This window comes from Salinivibrio sp. IB872 (assembly GCF_001995345.1).
In the GTDB taxonomy this organism is placed as follows: domain Bacteria; phylum Pseudomonadota; class Gammaproteobacteria; order Enterobacterales; family Vibrionaceae; genus Salinivibrio; species Salinivibrio proteolyticus.
Map to the genome: position 1 here is coordinate 36,536 of NZ_MUFO01000010.1, position 16,426 is coordinate 52,961.

General features: G+C 50.9%; 15 protein-coding genes. 4 read left to right on the top strand and 11 right to left on the bottom strand.

Annotated features, from left to right (window positions below; translation table 11 throughout):
• From BZJ18_RS06255 to BZJ18_RS06275, 4 genes are all read right to left on the bottom strand, one after another.
• Positions 1–495 carry a DUF2489 domain-containing protein gene (locus BZJ18_RS06255; protein ID WP_077455759.1) on the bottom strand — a complete coding sequence of 165 codons (495 nt, stop codon included), beginning with the start codon at positions 493–495 and terminating at the stop codon, positions 1–3.
• Positions 496–508: 13 nt separating this feature from the next.
• The gene (yihI, locus tag BZJ18_RS06260) at positions 509–988 is read right to left on the bottom strand and encodes a Der GTPase-activating protein YihI (RefSeq protein ID WP_077455760.1); all 480 of its coding nucleotides are present in this window, start codon (positions 986–988) and stop codon (positions 509–511) included.
• The gene (locus BZJ18_RS06265) at positions 985–1,626 is read right to left on the bottom strand and encodes a class I SAM-dependent methyltransferase (protein WP_077455789.1); all 642 of its coding nucleotides are present in this window, start codon (positions 1,624–1,626) and stop codon (positions 985–987) included. Before BZJ18_RS06265 ends, yihI begins: the two co-directional genes overlap by 4 nt.
• Before the next feature lie 714 nt (positions 1,627–2,340).
• Entirely contained in the window at positions 2,341–2,958 is a 618-nt protein-coding gene (locus BZJ18_RS06275; RefSeq protein ID WP_069590267.1) for a c-type cytochrome, read from the bottom strand.
• A 149-nt stretch (positions 2,959–3,107) separates the two neighbouring features.
• Between BZJ18_RS06275 and yihA the strand changes: the two genes are divergently transcribed.
• Positions 3,108–3,761 (top strand): ribosome biogenesis GTP-binding protein YihA/YsxC, encoded by a 654-nt coding sequence (gene yihA, locus BZJ18_RS06280; RefSeq protein WP_077455762.1) that lies wholly within the window; start codon positions 3,108–3,110, stop codon positions 3,759–3,761.
• Positions 3,762–4,277: 516 nt separating this feature from the next.
• On the opposite strand, the gene BZJ18_RS17775 is transcribed toward yihA, so the two are convergent.
• Positions 4,278–4,325: a hypothetical protein gene (locus tag BZJ18_RS17775; RefSeq protein ID WP_438616993.1), complete on the bottom strand. Its 48-nt coding sequence runs from the start codon at positions 4,323–4,325 to the stop codon at positions 4,278–4,280.
• A gap of 196 nt (positions 4,326–4,521) precedes the next feature.
• Entirely contained in the window at positions 4,522–7,272 is a 2,751-nt protein-coding gene (gene polA, locus BZJ18_RS06285) for a DNA polymerase I (protein WP_077455763.1), read from the bottom strand.
• Positions 7,273–7,723: 451 nt separating this feature from the next.
• Here polA and elbB point away from each other — a divergent pair, with 451 nt between their 5' ends.
• Positions 7,724–8,374, top strand: coding sequence for an isoprenoid biosynthesis glyoxalase ElbB (gene elbB / locus BZJ18_RS06290; protein WP_077455764.1), 651 nt, complete (start codon positions 7,724–7,726; stop codon positions 8,372–8,374).
• 543 nt (positions 8,375–8,917) lie between these two features.
• Here the strand turns inward: elbB and BZJ18_RS06295 are convergent.
• From BZJ18_RS06295 to recQ, 4 genes are all read right to left on the bottom strand, one after another.
• Positions 8,918–9,370, bottom strand: coding sequence for a GNAT family N-acetyltransferase (locus tag BZJ18_RS06295; RefSeq protein WP_077455765.1), 453 nt, complete (start codon positions 9,368–9,370; stop codon positions 8,918–8,920).
• A 61-nt stretch (positions 9,371–9,431) separates the two neighbouring features.
• Positions 9,432–10,100, bottom strand: a complete 669-nt coding sequence (locus BZJ18_RS06300; protein WP_077455766.1) for a 7-cyano-7-deazaguanine/7-aminomethyl-7-deazaguanine transporter — start codon at positions 10,098–10,100, stop codon at positions 9,432–9,434.
• A 112-nt stretch (positions 10,101–10,212) separates the two neighbouring features.
• Positions 10,213–10,515: a DUF3630 family protein gene (locus BZJ18_RS06305; protein ID WP_077455767.1), complete on the bottom strand. Its 303-nt coding sequence runs from the start codon at positions 10,513–10,515 to the stop codon at positions 10,213–10,215.
• Positions 10,502–12,382 (bottom strand): ATP-dependent DNA helicase RecQ, encoded by a 1,881-nt coding sequence (gene recQ / locus BZJ18_RS06310; RefSeq protein WP_077455790.1) that lies wholly within the window; start codon positions 12,380–12,382, stop codon positions 10,502–10,504. The genes BZJ18_RS06305 and recQ overlap by 14 nt, the downstream gene beginning before the upstream one ends.
• A gap of 228 nt (positions 12,383–12,610) precedes the next feature.
• On the opposite strand from recQ, the gene rarD reads away from it, so the two are divergent.
• Both rarD and BZJ18_RS06320 read left to right on the top strand, forming a co-directional pair.
• The gene (rarD, locus tag BZJ18_RS06315; RefSeq protein WP_443216501.1) at positions 12,611–13,486 is read left to right on the top strand and encodes an EamA family transporter RarD; all 876 of its coding nucleotides are present in this window, start codon (positions 12,611–12,613) and stop codon (positions 13,484–13,486) included.
• Positions 13,483–14,127, top strand: a complete 645-nt coding sequence (locus tag BZJ18_RS06320; RefSeq protein ID WP_077455768.1) for a LysE family translocator — start codon at positions 13,483–13,485, stop codon at positions 14,125–14,127. The genes rarD and BZJ18_RS06320 overlap by 4 nt, the downstream gene beginning before the upstream one ends.
• Positions 14,128–14,220: 93 nt before the next feature.
• Here BZJ18_RS06320 and uvrD read toward each other — a convergent pair whose 3' ends face one another.
• Positions 14,221–16,401 carry a DNA helicase II gene (gene uvrD / locus BZJ18_RS06325; RefSeq protein WP_077455792.1) on the bottom strand — a complete coding sequence of 727 codons (2,181 nt, stop codon included), beginning with the start codon at positions 16,399–16,401 and terminating at the stop codon, positions 14,221–14,223.
• Positions 16,402–16,426: the final 25 nt, after the last annotated feature.

The window sequence follows — 16,426 nt, forward strand, 5'->3', positions numbered from 1 at the left end:
TTAATGGGTCAGGATATGATCGGGGATATGGCGACCGCCCGTAAACGCGAGAATCTCGGCCAACTCGGCCTTAATCGCTTGCTCAAGGCGCGCTTCGTGTTTCGCCCGTTCTAGGTCAAGCTTCATACGCTCTTTCTTTTTCAGCGCACTGCGCGCCTCGCCGCGTGGGGTATCTTTCACTGCTTCATACAGCTCAAACAATGCGGGGTAACGGCTATCAAACTCGACCCGTTTATCGCCTTGCAAATGATCCATGATCATATAGAGCCGAATCGCCGCTTCCGATAAATCACACTGATCGTTAAGTGCGGCAAACGCAATCACGTCGACACTCGCGACAATTTTATCGTTGCGCTTGGCAATCGCAGCCTCTTTTTGCTGCGCTTGTAAGGTGTTTTGGCGTTTTAATTTAGCCAGCAACACCCCCGCATAAATGGATAGGCCGAGAATGATTAATCCGCCTAGTCCGGCTAATACCCAGATCCAATCCTGCACCTGTTACTCCTCGTTAGTCGTCCTGTTGTTCAAATTTTGCCAGCAGGTCGTCTTCATCAGTGTCGTCGTCATTGAGTAAGCCAAGCTTATCCATCAGCACTTCAATGCGATCGAGCTTTTCATCCACATACGCTTGCAGACCAGAGCCTAACTTCTCACCGTTTTCGATACGATCCAACAACACATTCAGTTGTGGGTCTTGCTCGAGTTTGGCAAGCTCCTGCTCAGGCGTGAGTTTAGGCTGCTTTGGCTTCACCGCATCCGTCCCGAGTGGGATAGGCTTTTTACTGCCAATGCGCGGGTCTTTACTACCACCGCTGCGGCGCGTTTGCGTTTTACTTTCTTCCGAATGACGCGAGCCGGCTTTTTTACCTTTGCGCTTTTTCTGCTTTTTCAGCATGCGCGCAATGCTATCTTGTTCATTCTGGTTTTTATCTACGTATTGCGCCGGGCCTTCCGATCCTACGCGGCGCGTTTTCTTTTTACGCGTCATGACAGTGGTTTCCTCATTAAAATTACGTCGTTGCCAACAAATTCAAGCGCAAGGCCCGATTTCGCGGCTAAAAACTCAAAAGTATGACGGCTAAAAAAGCTCACGTGTGTGGGGTCATTTTTGTAATGCCAACGTGAGAATGCCGCTTGGTCTGTGACCAACTTGGTCATCACCCCGAGCCATCCACCGGGCTTCAGCATGGCTTGCCATTGTTGCCAAGCCACATCGGGTTGATAAAAGTGTTCGATAGCTTCTGTACAGGTAATAAAGTCGTACTGCGTCTCTAAGACCTGTGCATCTGGCGCATAGAAGGGATCATAGCAGGCCATAGTGTGCCCTGCGTCAGTCAGCATCCTTGCCAACACCGGCCCCGGTCCACAACCAAAGTCGAGCCCGTAAGCATGTTGGGGTAACCGCGCCATTAACGGTGTGAACAGGCGGGACAGAAAACGTTTATAGCCTTCATCCTCAGCATGGTTTTGGTGTAAGTCGTAAATCGCCTTCTCGTCATCCGCCGATAGCAACGCGTCACGGTCAACGAAGACTAACTCACACACTGCACACTGGAAGTATGCTCGCTGTTTATCACTATGGTAAGGGTGTACGCCTTGGTGCGCACATAATGGGCAATGCTGCATATCATTCTTTAATGCCAGAAGCTGGCGCGAATGTAGCAGAAAGTGGGTCAATAAAAAAGCGACAGGCATAAAGCCTGTCGCGGTATCGCCTGAGCGATATAAGCGGGTGTCGTCCGTCCTGGTACGTCTTTCGTCCCTGCTTGGTGGCGCTGTGCGCCCTTTGTATCAACGTCCTGTTGCTGTGGTGGCTACCTGCCCAACAATCGCCTCCTGCGTCCTTGTCATCATGACAACCACGGCACTGTCCTCGTGCATCACACTCCTTGTGCTAACGCGCTCCATGCGCACCACCTTGGTGGCGTCACCTTCCTGGCGTTTCCCCCGCGCTCCGTGCGGGTGATGCATCAACGTCCTGTCGATGGGGATAGAATACTACAACCATGACCATTGCCTAGAATTAAAGTCATAAAACAAATGAGCGCAAAAACAACCCAAAAATGTAAATAATTGAATAATATAACTATATTTTATTGTCTCGCATAAATCATATCTATTTTCACGGCAATCTATAGGCGATCTCTTACAAAAAAAGTCGCTCTTTTCGCGGTGCAGCTATCTACGTCAATAGGGTCAGGTGCGTGGAGTCGGTTCGTATGAGTAAAAAACCGAAGGCAAACGCTAAGCGGGTAAGACGTCAGGCAACAAAAAAGCGAAAGCGGCCTGCGCCCCTCTCGCTTTCGATATGTGTGCGTGTCGCTGCGAGGCGATGCTGTCTTAGTGCAGACCACCAAGATATTTTGACAACGCATCAATCTCGTTGTCGGTCAGCTTCGCCGCCACTGAGCGCATCATTTGATTCATATCGTTATGACGATCACCATCGCGGAACATTTTCAACTGACTCGCTAGGTATTTCGCGGGCTGGCCAGAAATTTTGGGGAAACCAGAAGAAGGCGTACCATTACCGCGCGGACCATGACACGCAGTACAGGCTGCAATGCCACGCTCAGGATCACCTGCCATATAAAGCTGACGGCCAATCGCCACCGAGCCTTCAGGCGTAGTGCCAGGCTTTGGCGTCAAGGTCGCATAGTAAGCCGCGAGATCAGCCATGTCTTGCTCTGAAAGCGGTGCAACCATGCCTGCCATCACAGCATTGTAACGACCTTGCTCTCCGCCGCTTTGCGCGCCGAGCTTAAATTCCTTTAATTGCTTTTCAATGTAGTTGGCGTGCTGACCCGCCAAGTTGGGGTAGTCAGGCAAAATGCTATTACCATCGGCACCGTGACAGGCGGCACAGGTATTGGCTTTTGCTTTGCCCGCTTCAGCATCTCCTTGGGCCCAGGCTGAGGCGCTGGCGAGGAGGGTCAATATTAGCGCTAATTTCTTCATGACATTCCATTTATAATTATCAAGCTTCCAGTACCACTACTTCGTTACCGTCATGGTACAATAACCGATCAAAAACCGAGCACGGTTATTTTACACAAATTCACACAAAAGTAATCAGTCTACTACACCAAGACGAGACGGAGTTAACAGTGGAGCAATCGCTTAATTACCGTAACACCCAATTTGTTACCAGCGCACCCGATATTCGCCATCTGCCTGATAATACTGGGATAGAAATCGCGTTTGCTGGTCGTTCCAACGCCGGCAAGTCTAGCTCCCTTAACCGTCTTTGTGACCAAAAGAGCCTTGCAAAGACCAGTAAGACGCCGGGGCGGACACAATTAATTAACCTTTTTAAGGTGGACGATGGTTGCCATATTGTCGACCTGCCCGGCTATGGTTTTGCCCAAGTGCCACTGGAGATGAAAGAAAAGTGGCAACGTTCGCTGGGTGAATACCTACAAAAACGCGAGCAGTTGGGCGGACTGGTGGTGTTGATGGATATTCGTCATCCCATGAAGGATCTTGATCAACAGTTGATTCATTGGGCGGTGCAATCCGACCTGCCTGTCATGGTGTTACTGACCAAAGCCGACAAATTGAAATCTGGCGCCCGTAAGCAACAACTGATGAAAATCCGTGAAGCCGCACTGGCGTTTTGTGGCGATGTAGAGATTGAATTGTTCTCATCCCTAAAAGGCATTGGCGTCGATAAGCTTCGCCGTAAGCTCGACACTTGGTACCACCAAGCGCCTGATGAAACCGTTCTCGACGAGACTACCCCTGATGCGGAGCCGGAGTGATCGCCTCTTATACGCCGAGTAAGCTGCATTTATAAGCTCGTCTAGCCTGAAGATGGCAGAGAAAATAAAGTCCCCACCTGAACAGGTGGGGCAACGGGAGAGAAATAGGATTTATCTTATTATCGCGACAAGTTTTATAGACAATCGCCCATAACGCAAGTATCGCTTTGTCGAACCATTAGTCTCGCCGCACATTCACTTTGATTCCTGCCTCAAGGTCACAAAACCATCACTTCGAGCAAAATTACCCAAAAAAAAGCCGACCCTAAGACAGGATCGGCGAATCTTTGTGCGTAAGCGATCTGATAAGACCCCGTAGACACATAAAGAACAAGAAGCTGCGCGCATTATAACCAAGCCCATCACTAAAATTAAAGTAATTACTCTAATTTTTTTGAAAAGAATGAGGATAAGCGAGTCAGCGAAACATAAAAAGGCAGTGGCAGGGTATCTTCATCGGTTGGAAAATTGCCAATAAAAAAAGCCCCAGTCAGTATCCTGACTGGGGCTGCTGAATCAGCCAAATCCAATAACGTGAAACAAAAGGTCTGAAAGATAGAACATCTTACCTCTGTACCCTACGCCAATAACTGTATATCAAATGCACAGCGTTGAAAAGTATCCTACGTAATTTTTTTTCATAAATTTGTATCGAAATGTACAAAAAGACGCCAAAACAGCAAGATAAACGGACGAAAAAAAAGCCGACATGGTGTCGGCTTTAGCTTTTTTGTTATTAAACCACAGGAAAAGCCGTGATTTAGTGGGCTTCACCCCAGTTATTACCGTGTCCAGACTCGGCAATCAGCGGCACGTCCAAGTCCGCCGCCGACTCCATCAGTTTCCGTACTTCACTTTCAACTTTGGATAAAGATGACGTTTTAACTTCCAGTACCAGTTCATCGTGAACTTGCATCACCAGACGGGCGTCATCCGCGGCATTGGCTTGAATCCATTGATCAACCAGTATCATCGCACGCTTAATAATATCGGCCGCCGTTCCTTGCATCGGCGCATTGATTGCCGCGCGCTCGGCCCCTTTACGACGCATCCCATTACGCGATTTAATTTCCGGCAAATAGAGACGACGGCCAAAAATGGTTTCTACATAGCCTTTTTCCGCCGCTTGCTCACGGGTGCGCTCCATGTAGGCCTTTACGCCTGGGTAGCGCTCAAAGTAGGTATCCATGTAGCTTTGTGCTTCTTGACGGCCAATCCCTAACTGACGGGACAGACCAAAAGCACTCATGCCATAAATCAGACCAAAGTTGATCGCTTTAGCGCGGCGTCGCTGCTCGCTGGTGACCTCGTCGAGGCTTACCCCCATCACTTCCGCTGCGGTGGCGGCGTGAATATCTTTGCCGTCACGGAACGCTTCTAGCAAGGCTTTATCGCCGGATAGGTGCGCCATAATTCGCAATTCGATTTGCGAGTAATCGACCGCCAAAATGGTGTGATCCGGTTCCGCGGTGAAGGCTTCTCGAATACGGCGACCCTGTTCGTTACGAATGGGGATATTTTGTAAGTTTGGATCGGTGGACGATAAGCGCCCCGTCGCGGTGACGGCTTGATGATACGAGGTATGCACACGGCCGGTTTGCGCATTGATCATGCGCGGCAATTTGTCCGTGTACGTCGATTTGAGCTTTGCCAGCCCACGATATTCCAAAATCCGTGCTGGCAGCGGGTAATCGAGTGAGAGCTCTTGCAGCACTTCTTCATTGGTTGAAGGGCTACCTGATGGGGTTTTCTTCACCACCGGCAGGCCCATTTTCTCAAACAAAATCGCTTGTAGCTGCTTGGGCGAGCTTAAGTTGAACTCTTCGCCGGCAATCTCAAACGCTTCACGCTCAAGCTCAATCAAACGAGTATGTAACGCTTCTGATTGGGTCGCCAACTTGTCTTTGTCAATTAGTACACCATGACGCTCCATACGCGACAACACGCTGACTAGCGGCATCTCGTAGAACTCAAAGATGGTTTTCAGTTTCTCGTCACTGGTGACTTTTCCAATCAGGTATTGGTGCAAACGCAACGTAATATCAGCATCTTCTGCCGCATAAGGTGCCGCTTGCTCAAGAGGGATTTGGCTAAAGGTCAGTTGTTTCTTGCCTTTCCCAGCAATGTCTTCAAAACTGATGCAGGTGTGCTGCAAGTAGCGCTCAGCGAGGCTGTCCATGTCATGGCGTCCCGCCACACTGTTATAGACGTAAGATTCCAGCATGGTGTCATAGGCAATCCCTTTTAAGGTGATCCCGTGACGCGCAAACACACTGGCATCATATTTCAGATTCTGGCCAACTTTCGCCGCTGAGGGATCTTCCAACCAAGGACGCAACACCTCCAGCACCTCATCCAGCGATAATTGAGCCGGCGCTTCCAGATAATCATGCGCTACCGGCACATACGCCGCCTCACCTGGCGCGACGGCAAATGAAATGCCAACCAGATTGGCTTCCATATAGTTGAGGCTATCGGTTTCGGTATCGACCGCCACCACCTCAGCGTCACGAATTTTCTTCAGCCAAGTGTCCAGTGCGTCCCGCGTGAATAGCGTCTGGTAGCCACTGCGGTCAATCGTGGCCGCTTGCGAGATAGGTTCATCAGACACCGCCTCTTCCGGCGCATCACCTTCATCCAGCTCTTTAAGCCAGCGGCGGAATTGTAAGTCACGATACATGGCCACCAAGGTGTCATTATCAGGCGCTTGCTTGACCAGCTGTTCAGGGGTGAAATCCAGTTCAACATCCAATTTAATCGTGGCGAGTTGATAAGACAGGTAAGCGGCGTCTTGATGCTCAGTCAGTTTTTTCGCCATGCTTTTCGCGCCGCGGAAGCTGAGCGCTGCAATCTTATCGAGGTTCGCGTAGATATCATCCAAGCCGCCTAGATTGGCAATCAACGCGGTCGCGGTTTTATCACCCACACCCGGTACGCCAGGAATGTTATCGACTTTGTCGCCCATCAGGGCAAGGTAATCAATAATATGCTCAGGACCAAAGCCATACTTCTCACGCACCGCCTCAGGATCCATCACCACATTAGTCATGGTGTTGATTAAGGTGACATGCTCATCCACCAGCTGCGCCATGTCTTTATCACCCGTGCTGATCAGGACCGGCATTCCCGCTTTTGAGGCTTGAGTGGCGAGCGTGCCAATCACATCATCGGCCTCCACCCCTTCTACCGCGAGTAAAGGCAGACCCATGGCTTTAATAATCTTATGCAAAGGTTCAATTTGCCCGCGTAGGTCATCTGGCATGGGTGGACGGTTGGCTTTGTACTGCTCGTACATATCGTCACGAAACGTCTTCCCTTTGGCATCAAAAATCACCGCCACATGTGAATGGGGAAATTGTCGCAACAAACTACGCAGCATGTTCACCACCCCAAATACAGCCCCGGTGGGTTCACCTTGGCTATTGGTGAGATTAGGAGAAGCATGGTATGCCCGGTAAAGGTACGAAGAGCCATCCACGAGGATTAACGGATTGTCGGGAAGAGTTGCCATATCAGAATCTTGGTTGCCAGTTAAACACGTTAGCTGCTAAGCATGCCACGAGTCGTCATTCCTGTTAACCACGGTTTTTCACATCCATAGCCTGAGCTGTGGATAAGTTTGTTGGTAAATATTTTATAGGGTTTTGATTTCGTCTAAATAATCATAAATTTTGATTTTTAAACACCTTAAAAACAAATACTTATCCCTAATAGCTCAAAAAGGATCTTGATCGAAAAAGGATCCTTAGGTGTGGAAAAAGAAATCACTTGCTCTGCATGAGGTTGCAGAGAAAGTCATCACAAACTGCGGAGATAATCACCAATTTAGTTATCGAACTTGGCTACTATTTCGCTTAACCCAGCACCAATGCGACACTGTTGAACGTAACTAAGCGTAGACGCGTTTGGTCGATTATCCACATTGATTGCGATAATTTTAATCTCGATACAAGGAGAGCATCATGAAAAAGGTGGCTGTTATCTTATCTGGCTGCGGCGTGTTTGACGGTGCCGAGATCCAAGAGGTAGTCCTATCCCTGCTTGCCCTCGAGCAAAACGATGCTCAATGGCAATGCTTCGCACCAGATATCGATCAGCACCATGTGATCGATCATCGTACCGGCGAAGCGATGAACGAGACACGCAATGTACTCACCGAAGCCAGCCGTATTGTTCGTGGGGAGATTCTTCCGCTAACGGATTTAAACGTCGACCACTTCGACGCCTTGCTGGTTCCCGGCGGCTTTGGCGCCGCGAAAAACCTATCGGACTTTGCTTACAATGGCGATCCGGTACAAGTCAATCAAGAGATGTTTGCGGTTTGCCAAGCCTTCGCCTGTGCAGAAAAGCCCGCTGGCTACATGTGTATTGCCCCCATCATGATCCCGCAGATCTATCCAAAAGGCGTCAAGGGCACCATTGGCAATGAGCCCGATATCGCTGCCGCCTTTGATCGGATGGGCGGTGAACATATTGAGTGTCCGGTATCAGATTATGTATTAGATCAGCGCCACCATCTCCTGTCCACGCCCGCCTATATGCTGGCGACGTCAGTACTGGATGCTGCCAGTGGGATCAATCGGATGGTGAAAAAATTGGTAGAACTCGCCTAAGACACGCTCATCCGCACAGAAACGCAGCAGAGAAAAAGAAAAAAGCGACGCCGAGATGGGCGTCGCTATAACAAGTGAGCGCAAAAACAAAGCTGTTATCAGAACAGTTTGCTGGCCCCAATACACTGGAAGCAATGTGAGCAATGTCGTGCCTTCAGAGCTGAGCATGTGGGCTTTGCCCTGAACGCAAGTTAACAATAACCATTCTCATTCCCATTTTCAACACTTAGTTGAGAATCTTTTTCATTTATTGATCTTGTGCTCAGACTCACTCGCTGTCATCAAACTGTTATTGCACCCAAAGTCATCACGCTAACAACTTTGGTTTGAAAAGCCAGTGCCCAGAAAAGAAAAAAGCGACACCCTGAGAGGTGTCGCCTAGCAAAAATAGGCTAACTTAATCACTGTTTGATAAGCGCCCCGCTAATACACTGGAAGCAATGTGAGCAATGTCGTGCCTTCAGAGCTGAGCATGTGGGCTTGGCCCTGAGTGCAAGTTAATAATAACCATTCTCATTATCGTTTATCAAGAAAAAAATACGCTTATTTTTCACTCGCTGTACATTTATTGATCTTCTTCTCAAAATAAAGCCGGTAATCGGCAGGCTGACCTTTTTGCTCCACCGCAACCATCTGATAGCCATGACGCATCAGCATGCACACCATCGCGGTGAAGCGATTACGTGATTTGACCGCAAGCGTTTGATAGCCAGAAGCCGCTACCCACGCTTCTTGAGCCTTGAGTAGCGCTTTCGCCACTCCTTGACCTCGGGCCGCTTTGGCTACCCCGCCCAGCCAGCTATAAAACTGCGTCTGACTGGTGGCATAGCCTATTTTGGCACCGACAGGCTCACCGTTTTGGTATGCGACTAATACCAATGCTGTGCGTCCCGCTAATCGCGCGTGACATTGCTCCAAGGATACACCTGCATCCAACTCGGGCACGCTGTTAAGCACTGTTGCCGCATCTTCTAAGTGCCCAGCACGAATTTCCATCTCACCTCCTCGCATTGACGTAAAAAAAGAGCCGCAATGCGACTCTTTATTCTGCTACTGATTAGGACGTTTGCTGCATCGTCGCCGACGGCGTCACCTGTGTGATACGCCGGATAATCAGGTTGAGCAACACTCCATACATAGGAATAAACAGCCCCAAGCTAATAATCAGCTTAAAGGCATAGTCTACCAAGGCGATTTCGACCCAGTGCTCGGCCATAAAGGCATCTTGGCTTTGGTAAAACGCAATCGCGAAAAAGGCGAGTGTGTCTGACGCATTGCCAAACAGGGTAGAACAACTCGGCGCGACCCACCATTGGCGCTGCTGGCGTAACCGATTAAACACATGAATATCTAAGATCTGGCCGAGCAGATAAGCCATAAAGCTGGCAATCGCAATCCGTGCGACGGTGAGATTAAACGTGCCCAGCTCCGCAAACCCTTGGTAACTGCCTTGATAAAACAAGACGGATAACACGTAGGAAATCAGCAGCGAGGGCACCATTACCAGCAAGATAATACGGCGTGCCAATGCCGGACCATAGATCCTGACGGTTAAATCAGTGGCCAAGAAAATAAACGGAAACGTAAACGCTCCCCACGTGGTGTGGAAACCCCAAACCGTAAAGGGGATCTGCACCAAGTAGTTACTGGAGGCAATGATCAGTAAATGAAAAATCACGAGGTAACCCAGCGCTTTACGCTGCTGAGCAAGAGAAAAGTGGCTCATAGTGCACCTTTTTGTCATTGGGGGCGAGGGAACCCAAAATACCTAGCTACCCGTCTACAGGCAGCGCGAGGTGGCGAATTATACAGCAATCAAGCGACGGTGCCAGCGCAATTTAAAGAGGCGGATGACGCGTCCACCAGCGGCGCAAAAAGGTAATCACCTCATCGCCCTCCTCATCCAGCGCTTCTAACCACACGCTCTGGGTGTAATGTGCTGCTTTAAGCATCAAACGCGTGCCTTCAAAATCAATCAGCCAGGTCATCATATCCGCGTCTTGTTGGCACTCAAGCACAGAGGCTTCGAGGGCTTGCAGCAATGGCTGACAGATTTCTTTGCCATTATCCGCATCCAGCTGCGGCTGATAAAACGCCAAGGTGTTGTCGGACGCTATCAATTGCCAATTACTCGGTGCCATAGCCGTACTCGCTCAAACTCAAGTGATCGTCAATCAAGTCCAAAAACGCATCGCCAAATTTTTCGAGCTTACGCTGCCCGACGCCACTGACCGCTAGGAGCTCCGCTTGCGATGACGGCAGCATCTCGGCCATTTCCATCAAGGTTGCGTCGTTAAACACCACATAAGGTGGAATATCTTCTTCGTCAGCAATGGCTTTACGTAACTTACGCAGCTTGGCGAACAGTTTTTTATCGTAATGGCGCTGGCTCAGCTTGTTGGCCTTGGTGCGAGGGCTGAGGCCAATACGCGGTACCGCCAGCTCAAGGGAAATCTCGCTGCGCAGTAATGGTCGCGCTTGTTCAGTTAACTGCAGCACCGAGCTACGGGCAATGTTTTGCACCAGATAACCGCGATGGATCAATTGGCGAATAATGCTTACCCAGTATTCATGGCTCCACTCTCTCCCGATGCCGTAGGTAGAGAGCTTGTCATGGCCATGATCTTTAATGCGCTGATTTTGCATCCCACGCAACACTTCCACCACGTATCCAACCCCGAAGCTTTGGTTAACACGGTACACGCACGACAGCGCTTTTTGTGCTTGTTCGGTGCCATCAAAATGGGTAGGCGGGTCGAGACAAATATCACAGTTGCCACAAGGGGTTTGCCGATGCTCGCCAAAGTAGTTTAGGAGCACCAAACGACGACAGGTTTGTGCTTCGGCAAATGCGCCCATCGCGGTCAGTTTATGGCTTTCGACCTGCTTTTGGGGCCCATCCGGCTTTTCTTCCAAGCAACGATGGAGCCACCCCATGTCGGAGGGGTCATACAACAACACCGCTTCAGCCGGCAGTCCATCTCGCCCTGCTCGTCCGGTTTCTTGGTAGTAAGATTCAATATTGCGCGGCACATCATAGTGCACCACAAAGCGAACATTGGGCTTGTTGATCCCCATCCCAAACGCCACGGTCGCCACCACAATGTTGACATCATCACGTTGGAACGCCTCTTGGACTGATCCGCGTGCCTCAGTGGTCATCCCTGCATGGTAAGCGGCGGCAAGCATATTGTTATCACACAGTTTTTGAGTGACCTGCTCAACCCGCTTACGGCTATTGCAATAGACAATCCCTGATTGGCCGCGTTGACCACTCAGAAACTGCACTAATTGGGCCAAAGGTTTGTGCTTTTCCAGCAAGGTGTAGCGAATGTTAGGGCGGTCAAAGCTACCCAGATGTACCAGCGGATCGTGCAGGGCAAGGCGGGACAAAATATCCTCGCGCGTGGTGGCATCCGCGGTGGCAGTCAGCGCCATCACCGGCACGTCAGGAAAGTGCTGTTTGAGCTGGCCTAAAGAGGCATATTCACGACGAAAATCATGCCCCCACTGGGAAATACAGTGCGCTTCGTCGACCGCAATCAACGCCAGTTGCCACTCCGTTAAGCGATGGAGAAAGTCACGCCCTAGCGCGCGCTCAGGCGACACATAGAGTAGTTTCACCTCCCCCTGATTTAGCGCACGCAAAGTATCCGCTTGCGCCTCAGGCGTCATCGCTGAGTTTAAGCACGCCGCCGCAACCCCATTGGCATTAAGCTGGTCAACCTGATCTTTCATCAATGAAATCAAAGGTGAAATCACCACGGTCAAGCCGGTGCGCACCAACGCGGGGATCTGATAGCATAGTGACTTCCCTCCCCCAGTCGGCATAATCACCAAGGCATCACGCCCCGCAATCGCCGCATCGATGACCGCTTGCTGACCCTCGCGGAACTGGTGATAACCAAACACCGCTTTGAGTACCTGATGGGCAGGACTCACAGCAGGATCAGCGGTAGCGGCGTCAGTTTCGGTTGACGCATCGGCATGGGCGGGGGTGGCGGACATAATCAAGCTCATTACTCAAACTGGCGCTCATTCTACCGACACCCCGTAAGCGATGAAACCCTGAGCACAGAGAAAGGTGCTTGCGCCCGCCCTTACAACTTGTTACATCTAGGCAACATGCACACGTTCGTGTTCATCCCTGACCGACACTTATAACGAGACTGCGCTGTGATTCCTGATCCAAAACGCACACGCCAAGGCGTGTTACTGGCCCTTGCGGCCTACATTATGTGGGGTATCGCCCCCATGTACTTTAAAACGGTCAACCATATTCCGGCGCCCGAAATTTTAGCGCACCGGGTATTGTGGTCGTTTGTCTTTTTGGCATTGCTGCTTTTTTTCACCCGTCGTTTTTATCTGCTTAAACCGATTATCCGCGAGCCGAAAAAACTGTTGGTGTTGATGCTCACCTCTTGCTTTATTGGCTGTAATTGGTTGACGTTTATCTGGGCGATTGTTAACAACCGCATGCTAGATGCCAGCCTTGGCTACTACATTAATCCACTGGTGAACGTGGCGCTGGGGATGATCTTTCTTGGTGAGCGTTTCCGCCGTCTGCAGTGGCTTGCGGCCGCGCTAGCGTTGGTGGGGGTATTAGTACAACTGATCACCTTTGGCTCACTGCCTTGGATAGCCCTGGTGCTGGCCACCAGCTTTGCGATTTACGGCTTACTGCGCAAAAAAATCAACTTACCGGCGGTGCCGGGTCTGTTTGTGGAAACCTGCACCCTGCTTCCTGTGGCATTGATTTATTTATGGCAGTTTGCCGACAGCCCCAGCGCCAACCTGCTCGAGAATCCCATTAGCCTGAATATGCTACTGGCCGCTGCCGGTTTGATCACTACGGTGCCTTTACTGTGCTTTACCGGCGCCGCGACCCGCCTACCTTTGACGGTATTGGGCTTTTTCCAATACATCGGCCCTAGCTTAATGTTTTTACTCGCCGTCGGCTTGTATGACGAACCCTTTACCCCAGATAAAGCCACCACCTTTGCCTTTATTTGGGCCGCCTTGGCAATATTTAGCTTTGATGCCTATCAGAACAAACGACATCAAGTCACCAACATTAAACGTGCCGCTTTATCAACAGGAAAACCAGAATGAACGAGCTGACTATTCTCGCCACGCTGGCGGGGGTACATATGATTGCGCTGCTCAGCCCCGGGCCCGACTTTGCCTTGGTGCTCCAAAATGCGACCCGTTATGGCCGTGCCACTGGCTTAGCAATCGCACTAGGGTTATCGCTCAGTATTTTGGCACACACAATATTGAGCATTACCGGCATCAGCCTGTTGGTGCATCAGCACCCGCAACTGTTTATGTGGGTACAGGTGGCAGGGGGCAGTGTACTGATGTATTTAGGCCTTAGCGCAATTAAAGGCTTGCTCGCCTCTACCACAGCGCCGGCACAAACCGCCAATGATGCGCCTGCAGTACGCGGCCAAAAACAGGCTTTTTGGAAAGGGGTGCTGACCAACCTTTTTAACCCTAAAGCCTTGGTGTTTTTTATTTCGTTGATGAGTACCTTGGTGCCGGCCAGCATGTCTGCCAGTGGCAAAGCCATGGCCGTGGCGGTGGTGTTCCTACTCTCATTGGGCTGGTTTTCTTCGCTCGCCTGGCTGCTATCAGGCAGTCGCGTACAGCAAGTGCTCACCAAAGTCGCCCCGGTTATCGATGGCCTGTGTGCACTGTTATTTTTGCTGTTAGGTGGCGCGGTCGTTTGGCAAGCCGGCGTGTTCGGCTAACGCCGCGGCAGAAAAAGCAGGCAATGGGATAAAGACCAATACGCCCAGCCGAAGCTGGGCGTATGTTACGTTTTTTCCGTTGAACCCTCGGGCTTAAAGCGCTTCCAGTTTGGCATACTGAGTCACCAACCACTTAATCCCTTCCCCATTAAAGGCAACTTGCACGCGACTTTGTCCGCCACTGCCTTCAAAGTTGATGATGGTGCCTTCACCAAACTTAGGGTGTTGAACCCGCTGACCCAAACTAAATCCGGTTTGATTAAAGTTCTCCTGAGTCTGCGTTTTGGAAAAACGACCACCGCTTGCAGCAGGGCGTGAGACATTGGCACGCATGCGCACTTCTTCCAAGCAGGCCTCGGGCAGCTCACGTATAAAGCGCGAGATCTTATGGAACATGTCTTTGCCGTACACACGGCGCATTTCTGCGTAGGTGAGATAGAGCTTTTCCATCGCTCGCGTCATGCCAACATAGCAAAGGCGACGCTCTTCTTCTAAGCGGCCTGCTTCTTCGGCTGACATCTGGCTGGGGAACATGCCCTCTTCCACCCCGACCATAAAGACTAAGGGGAACTCGAGGCCTTTGGCACTGTGCAAGGTCATCAATTGGACCGCATCATCAAATTCGTCCGCTTGGCCTTCACCGGCCTCAAGGGCAGCGTGGGCCAAGAACGCCGACAGCGGTGTCATGCCTTCCGCTTCCGCCTCTTCGGGCGGTGTAAATTGGCGCGTGGCCGTCACCAACTCTTCCAAGTTATCGACGCGTGCTTGCGCTTTTTCGCCTTTTTCTTGCTCGTACATGGCGCGCAAGCCGGAGTGACGGATCACGGCATCGGTCTGTTGATACAGCGCCATGTCACGGGTGTCATCTTCTAGCGCATTGACCAGCTCGATAAACCGGCCCAATGCATTGGCCGCACGCCCTGCCAGCGCTTTTTCGGCCAAGATTTGCTCGGCAGTGTGCCATAAGGTTTGGCCGCGATCGCGCGCCGCGCCACGAAGCGTCTCAAGGGTACGATCACCAATCCCACGAGTGGGCGTGTTTACCACCCGCTCGAACGCCGCATCGTCATTACGGTTGGCCATCAAACGTAAATACGCCAGTGCATCTTTGATTTCCTGACGTTCGAAAAAGCGCATGCCGCCGTAAATACGATAAGGCAAACCGGCTTGAATTAAAGCTTCTTCCAGCACCCGAGATTGGGCGTTGTTGCGGTATAAAATGGCGCTGTCACTCAGTACGCCCCCTTCGTCCTGCCAAGTTTTGATTTTCCCGACCACAAAACGCGCTTCATCCAGTTCATTAAAACCGGCATACACAGAGATGGGCTCACCCTCTTTGCCCTCGGTCCACAGGCTTTTGCCCATCCGGTCGGCATTGTTTTCAATCAGGGTATTCGCCGCTTGCAAAATCGTACTGGTTGAGCGGTAGTTTTGCTCCAAACGGATAGTCTGCGGGGTGGTGAAATCGTCCAGAAAACGCTGAATATTTTCGACTTTCGCGCCACGCCAGCCGTAAATGGATTGGTCGTCGTCCCCCACAATCATCACATGCGCCTGTTGGCCCGCCATCATGCGTAGCCACGCATATTGGATGTTGTTGGTATCTTGGAACTCATCCACCAAAATGTGCTGGAAACGTGCTTGGTAGTGTTCGCGGATCACCGCTTTGTCGCGCAATAACTCTAAGGTTCGCAGCAAGATCTCGGCAAAATCCACCAAACCGGCGCGATCACAGGCTTCTTGATACGCCTGATAAATCCGTAGCCAAGTGCTTTCAACCGGATCATGGCGGGTATCAATGTGCTTGGGACGCAAGCCTTCATCTTTTTTGCCATTGATATACCAACTCGCTTGCTTGGCAGGCCAGTGTTTTTCATCCAAGTTTTGCGCTTTAATTAACCGGCGTAGCAAGCGCTGCTGGTCGTCTGAATCAAGAATTTGGAAGTCTTGTGGCAGGTTGGCGTCCAAATAGTGGGCACGGAGAATACGATGGCAAATGCCGTGGAAGGTGCCACACCACATGCCAGAGGCGGTGCCTTGCATCAATTGCTCAATACGGCCACGCATTTCGGCTGCTGCTTTGTTGGTGAAGGTCACCGCCATCACCGAGAACGGCGACGCCTCTTCCACCCGCATTAGCCAAGCCATACGATGAACCAGCACCCGGGTTTTACCACTACCGGCCCCGGCAAGCACTAAATGGTTGCCGAGCGGCGCGGCCACGGCTTCACGCTGTTTGTCGTTGAGTCCGTCAAGAAGAGTTGATACGTCCATCGCCACCTGCCATTTTACTGGGTAT